This is a genomic window from Pseudomonas sp. NFPP12 (genome assembly GCF_900103205.1).
Lineage (GTDB): Bacteria > Pseudomonadota > Gammaproteobacteria > Pseudomonadales > Pseudomonadaceae > Aquipseudomonas > Aquipseudomonas protegens.
This window is the reverse complement of sequence record NZ_FMWW01000006.1, coordinates 182,543-200,437: the sequence shown is the minus strand read 5'-3', so window position 1 is coordinate 200,437 and position 17,895 is coordinate 182,543. Positions and strand designations below refer to the sequence as shown.

General features: G+C 62.6%; 16 protein-coding genes. 14 read left to right on the top strand and 2 right to left on the bottom strand.

Going from position 1 to position 17,895, the window contains the following annotated elements:
* Nucleotides 1–8: 8 nt before the first annotated feature.
* Nucleotides 9–1,040 (bottom strand): small ribosomal subunit biogenesis GTPase RsgA, encoded by a 1,032-nt coding sequence (rsgA, locus tag BLS75_RS25790; RefSeq protein WP_011058930.1) that lies wholly within the window; start codon nucleotides 1,038–1,040, stop codon nucleotides 9–11.
* A gap of 108 nt (nucleotides 1,041–1,148) precedes the next feature.
* Here rsgA and orn point away from each other — a divergent pair, with 108 nt between their 5' ends.
* Both orn and BLS75_RS25780 read left to right on the top strand, forming a co-directional pair.
* Nucleotides 1,149–1,691: an oligoribonuclease gene (gene orn / locus BLS75_RS25785; protein WP_011058931.1), complete on the top strand. Its 543-nt coding sequence runs from the start codon at nucleotides 1,149–1,151 to the stop codon at nucleotides 1,689–1,691.
* Between the two features lie 117 nt (nucleotides 1,692–1,808).
* A complete protein-coding gene (locus BLS75_RS25780) occupies nucleotides 1,809–2,423 on the top strand; it encodes a trimeric intracellular cation channel family protein (RefSeq protein WP_169893104.1) in 615 nt (204 codons plus the stop codon).
* Here the strand turns inward: BLS75_RS25780 and queG are convergent.
* Nucleotides 2,405–3,484: a tRNA epoxyqueuosine(34) reductase QueG gene (queG, locus tag BLS75_RS25775; RefSeq protein ID WP_011058933.1), complete on the bottom strand. Its 1,080-nt coding sequence runs from the start codon at nucleotides 3,482–3,484 to the stop codon at nucleotides 2,405–2,407. The two genes, BLS75_RS25780 and queG, sit on opposite strands and share 19 nt — an antisense overlap.
* A 63-nt stretch (nucleotides 3,485–3,547) precedes the next feature.
* Here queG and BLS75_RS25770 point away from each other — a divergent pair, with 63 nt between their 5' ends.
* The 12 genes from BLS75_RS25770 to BLS75_RS25715 all read left to right on the top strand — a co-directional run bounded on the left by BLS75_RS25770 (nucleotide 3,548) and on the right by BLS75_RS25715 (nucleotide 17,887).
* Nucleotides 3,548–4,408 (top strand): NAD(P)H-hydrate dehydratase, encoded by an 861-nt coding sequence (locus BLS75_RS25770; RefSeq protein ID WP_011058934.1) that lies wholly within the window; start codon nucleotides 3,548–3,550, stop codon nucleotides 4,406–4,408.
* Nucleotides 4,396–4,866 (top strand): tRNA (adenosine(37)-N6)-threonylcarbamoyltransferase complex ATPase subunit type 1 TsaE, encoded by a 471-nt coding sequence (gene tsaE / locus BLS75_RS25765; RefSeq protein ID WP_015633937.1) that lies wholly within the window; start codon nucleotides 4,396–4,398, stop codon nucleotides 4,864–4,866. Before BLS75_RS25770 ends, tsaE begins: the two co-directional genes overlap by 13 nt.
* 3 nt (nucleotides 4,867–4,869) lie before the next feature.
* Nucleotides 4,870–6,297 carry an N-acetylmuramoyl-L-alanine amidase gene (locus tag BLS75_RS25760; RefSeq protein WP_198409248.1) on the top strand — a complete coding sequence of 476 codons (1,428 nt, stop codon included), beginning with the start codon at nucleotides 4,870–4,872 and terminating at the stop codon, nucleotides 6,295–6,297.
* On the top strand, nucleotides 6,294–8,204 hold the full coding sequence (gene mutL, locus BLS75_RS25755; protein ID WP_011058937.1) for a DNA mismatch repair endonuclease MutL: 1,911 nt from the start codon (nucleotides 6,294–6,296) through the stop codon (nucleotides 8,202–8,204). The genes BLS75_RS25760 and mutL overlap by 4 nt, the downstream gene beginning before the upstream one ends.
* Entirely contained in the window at nucleotides 8,204–9,175 is a 972-nt protein-coding gene (miaA, locus tag BLS75_RS25750) for a tRNA (adenosine(37)-N6)-dimethylallyltransferase MiaA (protein WP_072452029.1), read from the top strand. The genes mutL and miaA overlap by 1 nt, the downstream gene beginning before the upstream one ends.
* Before the next feature lie 92 nt (nucleotides 9,176–9,267).
* Nucleotides 9,268–9,528: an RNA chaperone Hfq gene (hfq, locus tag BLS75_RS25745; RefSeq protein WP_007921378.1), complete on the top strand. Its 261-nt coding sequence runs from the start codon at nucleotides 9,268–9,270 to the stop codon at nucleotides 9,526–9,528.
* 12 nt (nucleotides 9,529–9,540) lie between these two features.
* Nucleotides 9,541–10,842 (top strand): ribosome rescue GTPase HflX, encoded by a 1,302-nt coding sequence (gene hflX / locus BLS75_RS25740; RefSeq protein ID WP_072452028.1) that lies wholly within the window; start codon nucleotides 9,541–9,543, stop codon nucleotides 10,840–10,842.
* Between the two features lie 96 nt (nucleotides 10,843–10,938).
* A complete protein-coding gene (hflK, locus tag BLS75_RS25735) occupies nucleotides 10,939–12,117 on the top strand; it encodes an FtsH protease activity modulator HflK (protein ID WP_011058940.1) in 1,179 nt (392 codons plus the stop codon).
* The gene (gene hflC, locus BLS75_RS25730) at nucleotides 12,117–12,986 is read left to right on the top strand and encodes a protease modulator HflC (RefSeq protein ID WP_011058941.1); all 870 of its coding nucleotides are present in this window, start codon (nucleotides 12,117–12,119) and stop codon (nucleotides 12,984–12,986) included. Before hflK ends, hflC begins: the two co-directional genes overlap by 1 nt.
* 292 nt (nucleotides 12,987–13,278) lie before the next feature.
* Nucleotides 13,279–14,466: an ATP phosphoribosyltransferase regulatory subunit gene (locus tag BLS75_RS25725; protein WP_011058942.1), complete on the top strand. Its 1,188-nt coding sequence runs from the start codon at nucleotides 13,279–13,281 to the stop codon at nucleotides 14,464–14,466.
* A 54-nt stretch (nucleotides 14,467–14,520) separates the two neighbouring features.
* Entirely contained in the window at nucleotides 14,521–15,813 is a 1,293-nt protein-coding gene (locus BLS75_RS25720; protein ID WP_011058943.1) for an adenylosuccinate synthase, read from the top strand.
* A gap of 139 nt (nucleotides 15,814–15,952) precedes the next feature.
* Entirely contained in the window at nucleotides 15,953–17,887 is a 1,935-nt protein-coding gene (locus BLS75_RS25715; RefSeq protein ID WP_011058944.1) for a methyl-accepting chemotaxis protein, read from the top strand.
* Nucleotides 17,888–17,895 lie beyond the last annotated feature (8 nt).

Here is a 17,895-nt window from a genome sequence, read left to right as displayed (position 1 = left end):
CAGGTCAATCAGTAACTGTTGTCTGGCAGGCTGGCGAGGATCGAGCGGTAGCTGTTCATCCGTTGCTGCTGGATGCGCCCATCTTCCAGGGCCTTGAGCAAGGCACAGCCCGGCTCGCGATCGTGCTTGCAATCGCGGAAGCGGCAAGTGCCCAGCAGGTCATTGAACTCGATGAACCCGGCCTCGACATCGGCGCGGCTGACATGGCCGAGGCCGAACTCACGGATACCGGGAGAGTCGATCAGCTCACCGCCACCGGGGAAGTGGAACAGGCGCGCGGTCGTGGTGGTGTGAGTGCCCTGGCCGGAGAACTCCGACAGCGGGCCGACGCGGGTTTCGACTTCCGGCAGCAGGCTGTTGACCAGGGAAGACTTGCCCACCCCCGACTGGCCGACGAATACACTGATGCGCCCGTCCAGCAGGGCTTGCAACTGCTCCATGCCGTCGCCGTGATGAGCCGAGACCTCCAGCAGCGGGTAGCCCAGCTGGCGGTAGACCGCGAGCAGGGCGTTGAGCGCAGGGGCGTTCTGCTCATCGATCAGGTCGGCCTTGTTCAGCAGCAGCAACGGCCGGATTCCAGCATGCTCGGCGGCTACCAGGTAGCGGTCGATCAGGTTGGCGTGGGGCTCGGGCATGGGTGCAAACACGATCACGATCATGTCGACGTTGGCGGCCACCGGCTTGAGTTGGCCGCGGCTGTCCGGGCGGCACAGCTCGGTGCTGCGCGGCAGTTGCGCGACGATCACCCCGATGCCCTGGTTGCCGGCGCGCCAGACCACCTGGTCGCCGGTCACCAGGGCCGGCAGGTTGGCCCGCAGGTAGCAGCGGAACACCTGGCCGGCCGTTTCGCCTTCGCGAGCCTCGACTTCGACCTGGACGCCGAAGTGGGCGATGACCAGGCCGGTCTGTTCCGGGCCCAGGTCGCCACCTTCCAGCGCCTCGACGGCAGAGGACTCGCGTTTGGCGGCGCGGGCGGCGCGCTCACCCTGGATCTTTTCGATGCGCCAGTTTTGGCGGCGATTGAGCTGGCGTTTGGCCATTGGTGTTCCGTGTCGATGATTACGGCGGATAGGTAAAACGGCGGCGAGTTTAGCACGCCGGGCAGGCCCTCTAGGCTAAACTGCGCAACTACGCCGAGGAGCCCACCCATGCAAAACCCGCAGAACCTGATTTGGATCGACTTGGAAATGACCGGTCTGAACCCTGACACCGACGTCATCATCGAGATGGCCACCATTGTCACTGACAGCAACCTCAACACCTTGGCTGAAGGACCGGTCATCGCCATCCACCAGAGCGACGAGATTCTCGCCGGCATGGATGAATGGAACACCCGCCAGCACGGTGGTTCCGGTCTGACCCAGCGGGTTCGCGAAAGCCGCATCAGCATGGCCGAAGCAGAAGCCCAGACCATTGCCTTCCTGGAGCAGTGGGTACCCAAGGGCAAATCGCCGATCTGCGGCAACAGCATCTGCCAGGACCGGCGCTTCCTGTACCGCCACATGAAGGCTCTGGAAAGCTACTTCCACTACCGCAACCTGGACGTCTCGACCCTCAAGGAACTGGCCGCCCGCTGGGCGCCGGACGTGCGCGACAGCTTCAAGAAAGGCAGCACCCACCTGGCCCTGGACGATATTCGCGAGTCCATCGCCGAGCTCCAGCACTACCGCAAGCACTTCATCAAGTTCTGACCCGCAGGCGCCGGCTTGCCGGCGAACGGGCGCCCGCTGCGACTCGGCGCCCGTACCCGCCCCCTTTTGGTGCCCGCTTCAACTGAGTAGACTGCGCGCCTTCCTGCAAGGACCGCCATCATGCTGTTGATGCTTTATCTGATTGCCATTACCGCCGAAGCCATGACCGGCGCCCTGTCTGCCGGCCGGCGCGGCATGGACTGGTTCGGTGTGGTGCTGATTGCCTGCGTCACCGCACTCGGCGGCGGTTCGGTGCGTGATGTGCTGCTGGGCCACTACCCGCTGACCTGGGTCAAGCACCCGGAATACCTGGTGCTGACCTCGGTGGCGGCATTGGTGACGATCTTCATCGCGCCCTTGATGCGTCACCTGCGCTCGCTGTTTCTGGTGCTCGACGCCGTGGGCCTGGTGGCCTTTACCCTGATCGGCTGCATGACTGCCCTGGAAATGGGCCACGGCATGCTGGTGGCTTCAGTCAGTGGGGTGATCACCGGGGTCTTTGGCGGCATCCTCAGGGACATCTTCTGCAACGATATCCCGCTGATCTTTCGCCGCGAGCTGTACGCCAGCGTGTCCTTCGCCGCGGCCTGGTGCTACATGCTGTGCATCTACTTGCAACTGCCCAGCGAGCAGTCGATCCTGGTCACCCTGTTCGGCGGCTTTCTATTACGCCTGCTGGCGATCCGTTTTCACTGGGAAATGCCCAAGTTCGTCTACAACGACGAACACTGACGGTTGGCGTGCTGGTCCAGGGCCCATTGCACATGTTCGCGAACCAGTTCCGAGGGGTAGTCCTGGCGGGCCTTGAGGGCTTCCAGCACCGGAATGCTAGAGGGTGCGTTGCCCAGGCCCACCGCCAGGTTGCGTAGCCAGCGCTCGTAGCCGGCGCGGCGCAAGGGTGAACCTTCGGTATTGCTGAGGAATTTGTCCTCGTCCCACATGAACAGCTCTGCCAGTTCGGCATTGTCCAGGTTGTGCCGGGGCTTGAAGTCGCCCTCGGCCGTTGAGCGGGCGAAGCGATTCCAGGGGCAGACGATCTGGCAGTCATCGCAGCCGAATACCCGGTTGCCGATCAGCGGGCGCAGGTCTTCGGGGATGGCGCTTTTGAGCTCGATGGTCAGGTAGGAAATGCAGCGTCGGGCATCCAGCACATAGGGGCCGACGAAGGCGTTGGTCGGGCAGATGTCCAGGCAAGCGGTGCAGCGGCCGCAGTGTTCCGTGGCGTGGGGCGCGTCCACCGGCAGGGGCAGGTCGACGAACAGTTCGCTGAGGAAGAAGTAGCTGCCGGCTTTGCGATTCAGCACCAGGGTGTTCTTGCCGATCCAGCCGAGCCCGGCCTGTTCGGCGATGGCTTTTTCCAGCACCGGAGCGCTATCGACGAAGGCGCGGTAGCCAAAGGGGCCGATGGCTTGCTGGATGCGCTCGGCCAGTTGCTGTACGCGCTTGCGGATCAGCTTGTGATAATCGCGCCCCAGGGCATAGCGCGAAACATAGGCCTTGGAAGGCTGGGCCAGGCGCTGGGCCATCTGGGTGTCGCCGGGCAGGTAGTCCATGCGCAGCGAAACCACCCGCAGGGTGCCAGGCACCAACTGGTCGGGATGGGAGCGTTTGCTGCCGTGGGCGCCCATGTATTCCATCTCGCCGTGGTAGCCGGCGGCGAGCCAGCGTTCCAGGTGCTGCTCATGCTCGGCCAGGTCCAGGCCGCTGATGCCGACTTGTTGAAAGCCCAGTTCGCGGCCCCAGTCCTTGATCGATTGGGCGAGAGCGGGAAGATCCTGGGTAATAGCGGGCATGAGGCGAGAGAAACCGGGGCTGAGGTGCGTATAATTCTGCCAGACATCGGAGCTCGAAGACGCATGCCGCAGACAAAACACCCTCTACCTGACGTTCAGTTGCTGACTTCTGGCCATTTGCCGCATCTGAATGGACGACTTCGCGATGCCCACAAGGGCCAGTTCGGCCACCTGTTGCTGATTGGAGGCGATCGAGGTTTTGCCGGCGCCGCCCTGCTGAGTGCGGAAAGTGCCTTGCGCAGTGGCGCGGGGCTGGTGTCCCTGGCGACCCGCAGTGAGCATGTGGCTGCCGCTGCGGCGCGCTTGCCGGAGGTCATGACCCAGGGCACTCATTCGGCCAACCAGTTGATGGGGTTGCTGGCTCGGGCCACGGTGCTGGTGGTCGGGCCGGGGTTGGGGCAGGGCGCCTGGGGGCGCAGTCTGCTGTCGGCGGCGGCCAATGCGCCGTTGCCCCAGGTGTGGGATGCCGATGCCTTGAACCTGCTGGCCGAGGGCGGGCTGCAACTGCCTGCCGCGAGTGTCATCACTCCCCATCCGGGAGAGGCGGCGCGGCTGCTGGGTATCTCCAGCGCCGAGGTGCAGGCGGATCGCCCTGCAGCGGCCCTGGCGTTGAGCAAAAAATACGCAGCGGTTGCGGTACTCAAGGGGGCCGGTAGCCTGATCGCCACTGCCGATGGGCGGCTGGCCCGCTGTGACGTAGGGCATCCGGCGATGGCCACGGCAGGCTTGGGTGATGTGCTGGCTGGCCTGATCGGCGCCTTGCTGGCGCAAGGCTTGTCGGCATTCGATGCCGCCTGCCTGGCGGTCTGGCTGCATGCCAGCGCGGGCGAGCAGCAAGGCAAATTGGGCCGAGGGCTGGCGGCCAGTGATCTGATTCCAGCCATTCGTCAGTTGTTGGAGGAACAATCACCGTGTCTGAGTTAACCCTTTTTCTGGCCGACGAACAGGCCATGGTGGAATTTGGTGCACGTATTGCCCAGGTGACCCAAGGCGTGGGGGTGATCTTCCTCGAGGGCGACCTGGGAGCGGGCAAAACCACCTTGTCGCGAGGGATCATCCGTGGCCTGGGGCACGCGGGGGCAGTGAAGAGCCCGACCTTTACCCTGGTCGAACCGTACGAGATCGGCTCGGTGCGGGCTTTCCACTTCGACCTGTACCGCCTGGTGGATCCTGAAGAGCTGGAGTTCCTGGGGATTCGCGACTACTTCGAGGGCGATGCTCTGTGCCTGCTGGAGTGGCCCCAGCGTGGTGCAGGCTTTTTGCCAAAGCCTGACCTGACCATTACCATTACCCCGCATAACAATGGGCGTTCTGTGCATCTGTTGTCTCAAGGCTCGCGTGGCGAGTCCTGGTGTGCCGCTTTGGCGTTGGAATTCAAATAATTGATGGGGTTAGGTATGCGCATTCGCGCGTTGGTTGCTGTCGTAGGACTGTTGCTTACGGCATTGGCCGTCGATGCTGTGGCCGCTACACAGGTTCGCAGCGTCCGCCTGTGGCGGGCACCGGATAACACGCGACTGGTATTCGATCTGTCCGGCCCGGTTCAGCACAGCGTCTTTACCCTGACGGCCCCGGATCGTCTGGTGATCGATATCAATGGCGCGACCCTAGGCGGTCCGCTGAACGTTGCCACGGCCAATACACCGATTACCGCCATGCGCTCGGCACAGCGCACGCCCAGTGACCTGCGGGTGGTCATCGACCTGAAAAAGGCCGTCACGCCGAAGAGTTTCACCCTGGCGCCCAACGCTCAGTACGGCAATCGCCTGGTGGTCGATCTGTTCGACAACCCGGCTGACGCCGCGCCGCCTGCTGCGCCGCCACCTACTGTGGCCACTGTCCCAGCAGTGCCCGTCACTCCGGCGGAGCCGGCGATCAAGCTGCCGCCAGCCCCGGCGGGCAAGCGCGACATCATTGTGGTGATCGATGCCGGCCACGGCGGCGAAGACCCGGGTGCCTCCGGCTCCCGCGGGCAGCATGAAAAAGACGTGGTGCTGGCCATTGCTCGCGAATTGCAGCGTCAGGTCAATGGCCTCAAGGGTTTCCGCGCCGAATTGACCCGTACCGGCGACTACTTCATTCCATTGCGCGGTCGTACCGAGATCGCCCGCAAGAAGGGCGCCGACCTGTTCGTCTCGATCCACGCCGACGCTGCGCCTTCGGCCGCGGCCTTTGGCGCGTCGGTGTTTGCCTTGTCTGAACGTGGTGCCACGTCGGAAACCGCGCGCTGGCTGGCGGACAGCGAGAACCGTTCCGACCTGATCGGCGGGGCTGGCAACGTCAGCCTGGATGACAAGGACCGGATGCTGGCCGGGGTGCTGCTGGACCTGTCGATGACAGCGTCCCTGACCTCCAGTCTGAATGTCGGGCAGAAAGTCCTGAACAACATCGGCCGGGTTACTCCGTTGCACAAGCAGCGGGTGGAACAGGCCGGGTTCATGGTGCTCAAATCCCCGGATATTCCGTCGATCCTGGTGGAAACCGGCTTTATCTCCAACTCCAACGAGGCCTCGAAGCTGGCCACCGCCAGCCATCAGCAGGCCCTGGCGCGCTCCATCAGCAGCGGCGTGCGGCAGTTCTTCCAGCAGAACCCGCCACCGGGCACCTATATTGCCTGGCTGCGCGATTCCGGGAAGATCGCCCAGGGTCCGCGTGATCACCGGGTCAATCCGGGGGAAACCCTGGCCATGATCGCCGTGCGCTATCAGGTCTCCGCGGCCACGCTACGCAGTGCCAACAACCTGAAAAGCGATGAATTGAAAGTGGGGCAGGTGTTGACCATCCCCGGTACAGAACTGGCGGCCAAGGAATGAGTGAATCGGTAATCAGTAGCGCGCGCATCGAGCTGCTCAGCCCGCGCCTGGCCAACCAGATTGCCGCGGGCGAGGTGGTCGAGCGCCCGGCTTCGGTGATCAAGGAGCTGTTGGAAAACAGCCTGGACTCCGGCGCCAAGCGCATCGATGTGGATGTGGAGCAGGCCGGGGTCAAGCTGCTGCGGGTACGTGACGACGGTAGCGGCATTTCCTCCGACGACTTGCCGCTGGCCCTGGCCCGGCACGCCACCAGCAAGATCCGCGACCTGGAGGACCTGGAGCGGGTGATGAGCCTGGGGTTCCGCGGCGAGGCCCTGGCTTCCATCAGCTCCGTGGCGCGCCTGACCCTCACGTCCCGTACCCGGGATGCCGAGCAGGCCTGGCAGGTGGAAACCGAAGGCCGGGACATGGCACCAAGGGTGCAGCCGGCGGCGCACCCGGTAGGCACTTCGGTGGAAGTCCGCGACCTGTTCTTCAATACGCCGGCACGACGCAAGTTCCTCAAGGCTGAAAAGACCGAGTTCGATCATCTGCAGGAAGTGATCAAGCGCCTGGCCCTGGCGCGTTTCGACGTGGCCTTCCACTTGCGGCACAACGGCAAGAGCATCCTCAGCCTGCACGAGGCCAAGGACGACGCCGCTCGTGCCCGTCGTGTGGCGGCGGTGTGCGGTTCGGGCTTCCTGGAGCAGGCGTTGCCCATCGAGGTCGAGCGCAACGGCTTGCATCTGTGGGGCTGGGTGGGCTTGCCGACCTTCTCCCGCAGCCAGGCGGACCTGCAGTACTTCTACGTCAACGGTCGCGCAGTACGGGACAAGCTGGTGGCTCACGCGGTACGCCAGGCTTATCGCGATGTTCTGTTCAACGGTCGACACCCGACCTTTGTACTGTTTTTCGAAGTCGACCCGTCGGTGGTCGATGTCAACGTGCACCCGACCAAGCACGAAGTGCGTTTTCGTGACGGGCGCATGGTGCACGACTTCCTTTATGGCACCTTGCACCGGGCCCTGGGTGATGTGCGGCCCGAGGATCAGTTGGCGGCGCCGGCGGCGGTCGCCGGCATCGTGCGCCCGACAGGTATCGAGGCCGGTGAGTTCGGGCCTCAGGGTGAGATGCGCCTGGCCGCGAACCTGGCTCTGGAGCAGCCCCAATCCCAGCCGAGCTTCAATGCACCGGGCGCGGGAGCCGGCAGTGGCTATCAATATCAGTACACGCCACGGCCACAGCCAGTGTTGCCGGCCGCCGAGAGCCAGGGCGTGTACCGCGAGTTCTTTGCCCCGTTGCCGGGGGCGCCAGCGGCGGCCTTGCCGGACGGCCAGGAGGACATTCCGCCCCTGGGCTATGCCCTGGCCCAGCTCAAGGGGATCTACATCCTGGCGGAAAACGCCCTGGGTCTGGTGCTGGTGGACATGCACGCGGCTCACGAGCGGATCATGTACGAGCGCTTGAAGGTGGCCATGGCCAGCGAAGGCCTGAGCGGCCAGCCGCTGCTGGTGCCGGAGTCGATTGCCGTCAGCCAGCGTGAGGCCGATTGCGCGGAAGAACATATGAGCTGGTTCCAGCGCCTGGGCTTCGAGCTGCAGCGCCTGGGCCCGGAATCCCTGGCTATCCGCCAGATCCCGGCATTGTTGAAGCAGGCGGAAGCCAATCGCCTGGTGCATGACGTACTGGCGGACCTGATGGAGTACGGCACCAGTGACCGGATCCAGGCCCACCTCAATGAGTTGCTCGGCACCATGGCCTGCCACGGCGCGATCCGCGCCAATCGACGCCTGGCCCTGCCGGAAATGAACGCCTTGCTGCGGGACATGGAAAACACCGAGCGCAGTGGCCAATGCAACCACGGTCGACCGACCTGGACCCAAATGGGCCTGGACGATTTGGACAAACTCTTTCTGCGCGGCCGTTGATGACCCAGCTTCCTCCAGCGATTTTCCTGATGGGCCCGACCGCTGCGGGCAAGACCGATCTGGCCATCGAACTGACCAAGGTGCTGCCTTGCGAGCTGATCAGTGTCGACTCGGCGCTGGTCTACCGCGGCATGGACATTGGCACCGCGAAGCCTTCCAGGGAACTGCTGGCGGAGTTTCCCCATCGCCTGATCGATATTCTCGACCCTGCCGAGAGCTACTCGGCGGCGGATTTCCGTACCGATGCGCTGGCGGCCATGGCCGATATCACCGCCCGGGGCAAGATCCCGCTGTTGGTGGGCGGCACCATGCTGTATTACAAGGCGCTGCTTGAAGGCCTGGCGGACATGCCCGCGGCGGATCCGCAGGTACGTGCCGAGCTGGAGGACGAGGCTGCACGCCTTGGCTGGCAGGCCCTGCACGACCAGCTGGCGGCGGTGGACCCCGAGTCGGCGGCGCGGATCCACCCCAACGACCCCCAGCGTCTGACCCGAGCGCTTGAGGTCTATCGGGTCAGTGGCCTGACAATGACCGCCCATCGCCAGCGTCAATTGGCGCAAAGTACTGAAGCAGGCGCATCGGGACGCAGTCAATTGCCCTATACTGTCGCCAATCTGGCCATCGCTCCGGCGAATCGTCAGGTACTGCACCAGCGTATTGCACAAAGATTCACACAAATGTTGGAACAGGGATTCATTGACGAGGTCGTAGCTCTGCGTTCCAGAAGTGACCTGCATGCCGGGTTGCCGTCTATACGTGCAGTGGGCTACCGCCAAGTCTGGGATCATCTGGATGGCAAGCTGACGTCAGCCGAAATGCAGGAGCGGGGCATCATTGCCACGCGCCAATTGGCGAAACGCCAGTTCACCTGGTTACGTAGTTGGGCTGACCTGCAATGGTTGGACAGCCTGGATTGCGACAATCTGCCACGCGCCTTGAAATACTTGGGGACGATCTCCATATTGAGCTGAGTCCTTGCAATTGCCGTCTATCCTTGGGGGTGTGACGGCTTTGGCCATCTGTTTTCTGATTTTTATTATTGATCCTTAAAGGAGTGCGGCACATGTCAAAAGGGCATTCGCTACAAGACCCTTACTTGAATACATTGCGTAAAGAGAAGGTTGGGGTTTCCATCTATCTGGTCAACGGGATCAAGCTGCAAGGTACGATCGAGTCTTTCGACCAGTTCGTCATCCTGCTGAAAAACACCGTCAGCCAAATGGTTTACAAGCACGCTATCTCGACAGTGGTTCCAGTTCGCCCGATTCGCCTGCCTAGCGCTTCCGAATCCGAACAGGGTGACGCTGAGCCAGGTAACGCCTGATAGGAGTCTCCTTTGTTCTTTGAGCGCCACGGTGGTGGTGAACGGGCCATTCTCGTTCACTTGGATGGTCAGGACCCTGAGGCGCGCGAAGATCCGCAGGAGTTTCAGGAGCTGGCATTATCGGCCGGCGCCGAGACCGTCGCGTTTGTTAGCGTGCCGCGTCATCGGCCAACCGCCAAATACCTGGTTGGCAGCGGCAAGGTCGAGGAGTTACGCGACCTGGTCAAAGCCGAACAGGTAGACCTGGTGATTTTCAATCACATCCTCACACCCAGTCAGGAACGTAACCTCGAACGTGTATTCGAGTGTCGCGTGATCGACCGCACGGGTCTGATTCTCGATATCTTCGCTCAGCGCGCGCGCACCCATGAAGGCAAGCTCCAGGTTGAACTGGCCCAGCTTGAGCACATGAGCACCCGTCTGGTTCGTGGCTGGACTCACCTTGAACGGCAGAAAGGCGGTATCGGTCTGCGCGGGCCCGGTGAAACCCAGCTGGAAACCGACCGGCGCCTGTTGCGAGTGCGTCTGCGGCAGATCAAGGCGCGCCTGGAGAAGGTTCGCAGCCAGCGTGAGCAGGCCCGTCGTGGCCGCAAGCGTGCGGATATCCCTTCAGTGTCCCTGGTGGGCTACACCAACGCCGGCAAGTCCACGCTGTTCAATGCGGTCACTGCGTCCGATGTTTTCGCTGCCGACCAATTGTTCGCCACCCTCGACCCCACCCTGCGCCGGCTTGAGCTGGATGACCTGGGGCCGATTGTGCTGGCCGATACCGTGGGGTTCATCCGCCACCTGCCGCACAAGTTGGTGGAGGCGTTTCGGGCTACCCTCGAAGAATCGAGCAACTCCGATTTGCTGCTGCATGTGATCGATGCCCATGAGCCCGAGCGCATGGCGCAGATCGAGCAGGTGATGGTGGTGCTGGGGGAGATCGGGGCTCAAGACTTGCCGATCCTGGAGGTCTATAACAAACTCGATTTGCTCGAGGGTGTGGAGCCGCAGATCCAGCGCGACCCTGACGGCAAGCCGCAGCGGGTCTGGCTGTCGGCCCGTAATGGCCAGGGGCTGGATCTGCTCAAGCAGGCCATCGCCGAGTTGCTGGGTGAAGATTTGTTTGTAGGCACCTTGCGCTTGCCTCAGCGTTTTGCTCGACTGCGAGCACAGTTTTTCCAGTTGAACGCTGTGCAGAAAGAAGATCACGACGACGAAGGTGTCAGCCTGCTTGCTGTTCGCCTGCCACGGGCCGAGTTGAACCGGCTGGTCAGTCGCGAAGGCATGCAGCCGTCGGAATTCATCGAGCAACACACTTTGCAATAAAAGCCTGGGCAAGCGGTTGTGCCGCTGTAGCAGGCATTCTGTAGCATTGGTCGGCGCGCCGTGGGTGCGTCTTTGCTTTATCAGATGGAGAGCGCTATGGCTTGGAATGAGCCGGGTGGCAACTCGAATAATCAGGACCCTTGGGGTGGTAAGCGCCGCAATAATGGCGATCGCAAGGGGCCACCAGATCTCGACGAGGCCTTCCGTAAGCTGCAGGAAAGCCTGAATGGGTTGTTCGGTGGTGGTAAGAAACGTGGTGATGACGGCGGTAGTTCCGGCAAGGGCGGTGGTTTCGGCCTGCTGGGTATCGGTCTTGTCGTGCTGGCTGCCGTGTGGCTGTACAGCGCGGTGTATGTAGTAGACGAGCAGGAGCAGGCCGTAGTGCTGCGCTTCGGCAAATACTACGAAACCGTCGGCCCGGGTCTGAACATCTACTTCCCGCCGATCGATCGCAAGTACATGGAAAACGTCACGCGTGAGCGTGCCTACACCAAGCAGGGCCAGATGCTCACCGAGGACGAGAACATCGTCGAAGTGCCGCTGACCGTGCAGTACAAGATCAGCAACCTGCAGGATTTCGTGCTGAACGTCGATCAGCCGGAAATCAGCCTGCAGCATGCGACCGACAGCGCCCTGCGCCACGTGGTGGGTTCCACCGCCATGGACCAGGTGCTGACCGAAGGTCGTGAATTGATGGCCAGTGAGATCAAGGAGCGTCTGCAACGCTTCCTGGACAACTATCGCACCGGTATCACCGTGACCCAGGTGAACGTACAGAGCGCAGCGGCACCGCGTGAAGTACAGGAAGCCTTCGATGACGTGATCCGTGCTCGTGAAGATGAACAGCGTTCGCGCAACCAGGCTGAAACCTATGCCAACGGCGTTGTGCCGGAAGCCCGTGGTCAGGCCCAGCGCATCCTCGAGGATGCCAACGGTTACCGTGACGAAGTGGTATCCCGGGCCAAGGGTGAGGCAGATCGCTTCACCAAACTGGTTGCCGAGTACCGCAAGGCTCCTGAAGTCACCCGTCAGCGCCTGTACCTGGACACCATGCAGGAAGTCTTCAGCAACACCAGCAAGGTGTTGGTGACTGGCAGCAAGGGCGGGCAGAACAATCTGCTCTATCTGCCGCTGGACAAGATGATCGACAGTGGTCGTAGCGGCAGTGCTCCGGTAACGGGCGCAGCGTCGGCGGCCAGCAATGAAGCGAATGCGCGCGCCGCGGCTGACCATATGCAGCAACAGCAGCAGACGCGTTCTAGGGAGACTCGCTGATGAGCAATAAATCGCTGATCGCCCTGATCGTGGGCGTTGTCGTGGCGGTGGTTGCCTGGAACAGCTTCTACATCGTCGCTCAGACCGAGCGTGCGGTGTTGCTGCAGTTCGGTCGTGTGGTTCAGGCGGATGTCCAGCCTGGCCTGCATGTGAAAGTGCCCTACGTGAACCAGGTGCGTAAGTTCGACGCACGCCTGATGACCTTGGATGCACCGACGCAGCGCTTCCTGACCCTGGAAAAGAAAGCCGTGATGGTGGATGCCTACGCCAAGTGGCGGGTGAAGGATGCCGAGCGTTTCTACACCGCGACTTCCGGCCTCAAGCAGATTGCCGACGAGCGTCTTTCCCGTCGCCTGGAGTCGGGCCTGCGTGACCAGTTCGGTAAGCGCACCCTGCACGAAGTGGTTTCCGGTGAGCGTGACGCGCTGATGGCGGATATCACGGCGTCGCTGAACAAGATGGCGGAAAAGGAGCTGGGTATCGAGGTGGTCGATGTCCGGGTCAAGGCCATCGACCTGCCCAAGGAAGTGAACCGCAGCGTGTTCGAGCGCATGAGCACCGAGCGTGAGCGTGAGGCTCGCGAGCACCGGGCCAAGGGTAACGAACTGGCGGAAGGCATCCGTGCCGATGCCGATCGTCAGCGTCGCGTGCTGTTGGCTGAAGCCTATCGGGAGTCTGAAGAGGCTCGCGGTGACGGTGATGCCCAGGCAGCGGCGATTTACGCCAAGGCCTACGGCCAGGACCAGGAGTTCTACGCGTTCTACCGTAGCCTGCGTGCCTACCGTGAAAGCTTCGCGAACAAATCCGACGTCATGGTTCTGGACCCAAGCAGCGACTTCTTCCACTACCTGGAAAAGTCCAAGCCTTGATCAGGCCCTGACCCTGGAGCACCCCGCCGGGCGGCTAAAACGCCTCGCGGGGTGATCCTTTGGGAAAACGGGTGTATGATGCGGCAGCCGGGAAATTCCCGGCTTTTTTGCGTCTGCATCTTTGATTGGCCGTGGCTCGTTCAAGAGTCCGGCAAGATTTTTCGAGGAAAATGGTCTGTACAGCTGATTTCTGGCTGCCTGTCCGGCTGAGCTCGCGTCGGATGCGACTGTTTTCTGCTTCACTCTAAGGCTGGCCCCAGGCTTGCCGCCCGGACCATAGGGGAATGGCGTAATGGCAACGGTAGACCGCTGGCTGCTGCCAGATGGCATCGAAGAAGTATTGCCGCCGGAAGCGGCGCGCATCGAAGTGGCGCGTCGTCAGGTGTTGGATCTGTTTCAGAGTTGGGGTTACGAGTTCGTCGTCACTCCCCATATCGAATACCTGGAATCCCTGTTGACAGGTGCAGGCCAGGATCTGGATCTGCGTACCTTCAAGGTCATCGACCCACAGTCGGGCCGGCAGATGGGGTTTCGGGCCGACATCACGCCGCAGGTAGCGCGTATTGATGCCCACACCCTGCGCCGCGAAGGGCCGAGCCGCCTGTGCTACGCCGGCAGTGTGCTGCATGCGCAGCCGCGGGCCTTGTCGTCCTCGCGCAGCCCGATCCAGCTGGGGGCCGAGTTGTATGGCGATGCCAGCCCGAGCAGCGATGTTGAAGTCATCAGCCTGATGCTGGCCATGCTGCAACTGGCCGACGTGCCCGATGTGCACATGGATCTGGGACATGTTGGCATCTACCGTGGCCTGGCACAGGCCGCCGGCTTGTCCGGCGCTGTTGAACAGCAACTGTTCGATGCCCTGCAACGCAAGGCGATCGACGAGGTCATCAGCCTGACGGAAGGCCTGCCGGCCGACCTGGCGGACATGCTGCGCTCCCTGGTGGACCTGTGCGGCAGCCGCGAAGTGCTGGGTGATGCCCGTCGTCGCCTGGCCGGTGCGCCGACGTCTGTGCTGCTGGCGCTGGATGAATTGCTGACCATTGCCGAGCGCCTGTCCGTGCGGTTCCCGGACTTGCCGCTGTATTTCGACCTTGGCGAGTTGCGCGGCTATCACTACCACACCGGTGTGGTGTTCGCGGTATTTGTTCCAGGCGTGGGCCAATCCATCGCCCAGGGCGGGCGCTACGATGACATCGGCGCGGATTTCGGGCGTGCCCGTCCCGCGACTGGTTTCTCCACCGATTTGAAAACCCTGGTGACCCTGGGGCGTGCTGAAGTCGAGCTACCGTCTGGCGGTATCTGGATGCCAGACAACACTGACGCGGCACTCTGGCAGACCGTCTGCCGCTTGCGCAGTGAGGGTCAGCGTGTGGTTCAGGCCTTGCCTGGGCAGCCTTTGGCCGCCGCCCGTGAAGCGGACTGCGACCGGCAATTGATTCAGCAGAATGGGCTTTGGCAAGTATTGCCGCTGGCTTCTTGAGTTTTCCTGCCGGCGGCTGCCGGCACCAAGTTTGCGCGAATGAGGACAAGTGTTATGGGTAAGAATGTCGTAGTCCTGGGCACCCAATGGGGTGATGAGGGCAAAGGCAAGATCGTTGATCTGCTGACCGAACATGCCGCTGCCGTAGTGCGCTACCAAGGTGGCCACAACGCTGGCCACACCCTGGTGATCGACGGTGAGAAGACCGTCCTGCACCTGATTCCGTCCGGTGTGCTGCGCGAAGGCGTGCAGTGCCTGATCGGTAACGGTGTGGTGGTAGCTCCGGATGCCTTGATGCGTGAAATCGTCAAGCTGGAAGAGAAGGGTGTGCCGGTGCGCGAGCGCCTGCGTATCAGCCCGTCCTGCCCGCTGATCCTGTCCTATCACGTGGCCCTGGACCAGGCCCGCGAGAAAGCCCGTGGCGAGCAGAAGATCGGTACCACCGGCCGCGGCATTGGCCCGGCTTACGAAGACAAGGTTGCACGTCGTGGCCTGCGCATCGGCGATCTGTTCCACCGCGAGCGTTTCGCCGCCAAGCTGGGCGAGCTGCTGGACTACCACAACTTCGTTCTGGTGAATTACTACAAAGAGCCGGCCATCGACTTCCAGAAGACCCTGGACGAGTGCATGGAATACGCCGAACTGCTCAAGCCGATGATGCTCGACGTGACTGCCGAGCTGCACCAGTTGCGCCGCGCCGGCAAGGACATCATGTTCGAAGGCGCCCAGGGTTCGTTGCTGGACATCGACCACGGCACCTATCCGTACGTCACCAGCTCCAACACCACTGCTGGTGGTATCGCCACCGGTTCGGGCGTGGGTCCGATGTACCTGGACTACATCCTGGGCATCACCAAGGCCTATACCACTCGCGTAGGCTCGGGCCCGTTCCCGACCGAGCTGTTCGACGACATCGGCGCTTTCCTGGCCAAGCGTGGTCATGAGTTCGGCGCCACCACCGGCCGCGCTCGTCGCTGCGGCTGGTTCGATGCCGTGATCCTGCGTCGCGCCATCGACGTCAACAGCATCTCGGGCCTGTGCCTGACCAAGCTGGACGTTCTGGACGGCCTGGAAACCATCAATATCTGTGTCGGCTACAAGAACCAGGATGGTGCAGTCATCGACGCGCCAACCGACGCCGACAGCTACATCGGCCTGGAGCCGGTGTACGAGCAGATGCCGGGCTGGAGCGAGTCGACCCTGGGTGCCAAGACCCTGGAAGAGCTGCCTGCCGCCGCCCAGGCCTACATCAAGCGCATCGAAGAGTTGGTCGGCGCGCCGATCGACATTATTTCGACAGGCCCGGACCGCAACGAGACCATCGTTCTGCGTCATCCGTTCGCTTGATAAGTCGTTGATGTAAAAAACAAAGGGCCCTTAATCGGGCCCTTTGTCGTTTCTGCCTGCCACGCGGCACGACCCTTGCTGTGAAATCCACTTCTAGAGTGCCATCAGAATAATGGCGTCAAAAGTAGAGGGATTTCCTGTGTCGGCCGTTCTCTCACTGTTACAAAGCCGTTTACTACGGCCTGTGTTCGTTACCCTCGGTATCGCCCTTTTGGTGCAAGTGCTGGTAGCGGTTGCCCTGACTCGGAGCACAGTGACTGCTCTCGAGGCGGATCTGGCTTCGCGCCTGGGCGGCGACAGCCAGAAATTGGCTGGCGAGCTCGAGCAGGCGGGCAAAGAAGTCACCTCCAGTCTGGAGAGTCTTTCCAGCAGTACCCGCCAACGCCTCACGGCCGGCCTGTCTTCGCGTCTCAAGGAAGAACAGGTACAGCTGCGTGCGGCGCTGGAGAAGGACCTGAAGGACTCTGCCAATGACATGGCTCAATTGCTGGCCTCCGTGGCGCCTCGCGCCATGTGGGACAGTGATGTGCCGACCTTGTCCGAGTTCGCCCGACGGGCTCAGCGCAACCCCAATGTGTTGTTCGTGGTTTATGACGATGCGGCGGGAGAGCACCTGACCCGCTACCTGAATCGTGAAAACCCGATCAACAAGGCGCTGCTGGAAAAGGGCAAGGGCGACCGGGCGCTGGACAAGGTCCTGGATGCAGCGAAGAACGATCCTTCGGTGTACTACCTTGAAGCCTCGATCAATCCCAATGGCGTGGAAATCGGCAAGGTGCTGATGGGAGTCTCCACCGCGTCGGTGGAGGCCGATATTGCCGCCCTGGATCAGCGCTTCAGTGCCTTGATTGCCAGCAGCGATCAGTTGGTTGGCGACAGCCTCAAGGGAGCTTCTGCGGACAGCTCGGCGGCCATGCGCTCGCGCTTGCAGTCGGCCCAGGGAACGGCGGCACAGATGCAGGCCAATACCGCGAGCACGGTGCAGGAGGCGGCGGCCACCTTGCGCTGGCAGATCGGCGTCGGCCTGGCGCTGGTTGGCCTGGCCCTGCTGCTGTTGCTGGCAGTGGTGCTGGGGCGTCGGGTGGTGAGCAAGCTGCATTTGCTGATCGCTGCGCTCAATGACCTGGCAGCGGGCGAAGGTGACCTGACCAAGCGTGTGCCGCTCAACAGCAATGATGAGATTGGCGACATGGCCTCGGCGGTGAATCGCTTTGTGGATAAGTTGCAGCCCATCGTGCGGGAAGCGGGGGATGTGGCCCAGCGCACAGGCGTCGAGATCGGCGCCATGAGCCAGCGTAATGCCGGGGCTGATGCCGCAGCCGAAGCGCAGCGTGATGAGGTGGCAGAGAGCCTGCGGGCGTTGTCGCAGATGGCCGATGAAGCCCAGGCGGAAAGCCAGGCGATGCAGGCCGCACTGCAGCAGGTGGTGGAGATTCGTCAGGCGACGGACGAGACTACCCGCACCTCTGAGCAGGTCGGCAGCCTGATCGAGGCCCTGGCGGGGCAAGTGGATACCGGGGCCAAGGTGATCGAACGCCTGGCCCAGCAGAGCGAGCAGATCGAGGTGGTGCTGACGGTGATCCATGGCATTGCCGAGCAAACCAACCTGCTGGCATTGAACGCTGCGATCGAGGCCGCGCGCGCCGGCGAGACCGGGCGCGGATTTGCCGTGGTGGCGGATGAGGTGCGGGCCCTGGCCAGCAAGACGCAAAGCTCCACTGGCGATATCCAGGCCCATATCGGTGCCCTGCAGCAGGGCGCGCGGGAGGCCGTAGCGGCTATCGGTCAGGCCGGGCGTCAGGCCAGCGAGGGCTTGCTGGTGCTGCGCGACAGTGCTCGCCTGCAACAATCGGTGCAGTCTTCGGTAGAGCAGGTGCACGCCGCGATTGGCCTGGCCACGCAGGCTGCGGCTCATCAGGCGCAGGGCGCGCAGGCGGTGCGTGGGCGGGTGGAAACCATCCATGCCCAGGCCGAGCGGGCGGCTCAGGCCGTGGTAGAAACCACCGCCAGCGGCAAGGTACTGGACAGCCTGGCGGCGCAGCTCAAGGCCAGCCTCGGTCAGTTCCGCGCCTGATGCCTGGC

Excerpts from the sequence above, each read along its gene's own strand:
- mutL (WP_011058937.1), top strand. The coding sequence starts at position 6,294 with ATGAGTGAATCGGTAATCAGTAGCGCGCGCATCGAGCTGCTCAGCCCG.
- BLS75_RS25770 (WP_011058934.1), top strand. The coding sequence starts at position 3,548 with ATGCCGCAGACAAAACACCCTCTACCTGACGTTCAGTTGCTGACTTCT.
- hflC (WP_011058941.1), top strand. The coding sequence starts at position 12,117 with ATGAGCAATAAATCGCTGATCGCCCTGATCGTGGGCGTTGTCGTGGCG.
- rsgA (WP_011058930.1), bottom strand. The coding sequence starts at position 1,040 with ATGGCCAAACGCCAGCTCAATCGCCGCCAAAACTGGCGCATCGAAAAG.
- BLS75_RS25725 (WP_011058942.1), top strand. The coding sequence starts at position 13,279 with ATGGCAACGGTAGACCGCTGGCTGCTGCCAGATGGCATCGAAGAAGTA.
- miaA (WP_072452029.1), top strand. The coding sequence starts at position 8,204 with ATGACCCAGCTTCCTCCAGCGATTTTCCTGATGGGCCCGACCGCTGCG.
- queG (WP_011058933.1), bottom strand. The coding sequence starts at position 3,484 with ATGCCCGCTATTACCCAGGATCTTCCCGCTCTCGCCCAATCGATCAAG.
- orn (WP_011058931.1), top strand. The coding sequence starts at position 1,149 with ATGCAAAACCCGCAGAACCTGATTTGGATCGACTTGGAAATGACCGGT.
- hfq (WP_007921378.1), top strand. The coding sequence starts at position 9,268 with ATGTCAAAAGGGCATTCGCTACAAGACCCTTACTTGAATACATTGCGT.
- hflK (WP_011058940.1), top strand. The coding sequence starts at position 10,939 with ATGGCTTGGAATGAGCCGGGTGGCAACTCGAATAATCAGGACCCTTGG.
- BLS75_RS25760 (WP_198409248.1), top strand. The coding sequence starts at position 4,870 with ATGGGGTTAGGTATGCGCATTCGCGCGTTGGTTGCTGTCGTAGGACTG.
- BLS75_RS25720 (WP_011058943.1), top strand. The coding sequence starts at position 14,521 with ATGGGTAAGAATGTCGTAGTCCTGGGCACCCAATGGGGTGATGAGGGC.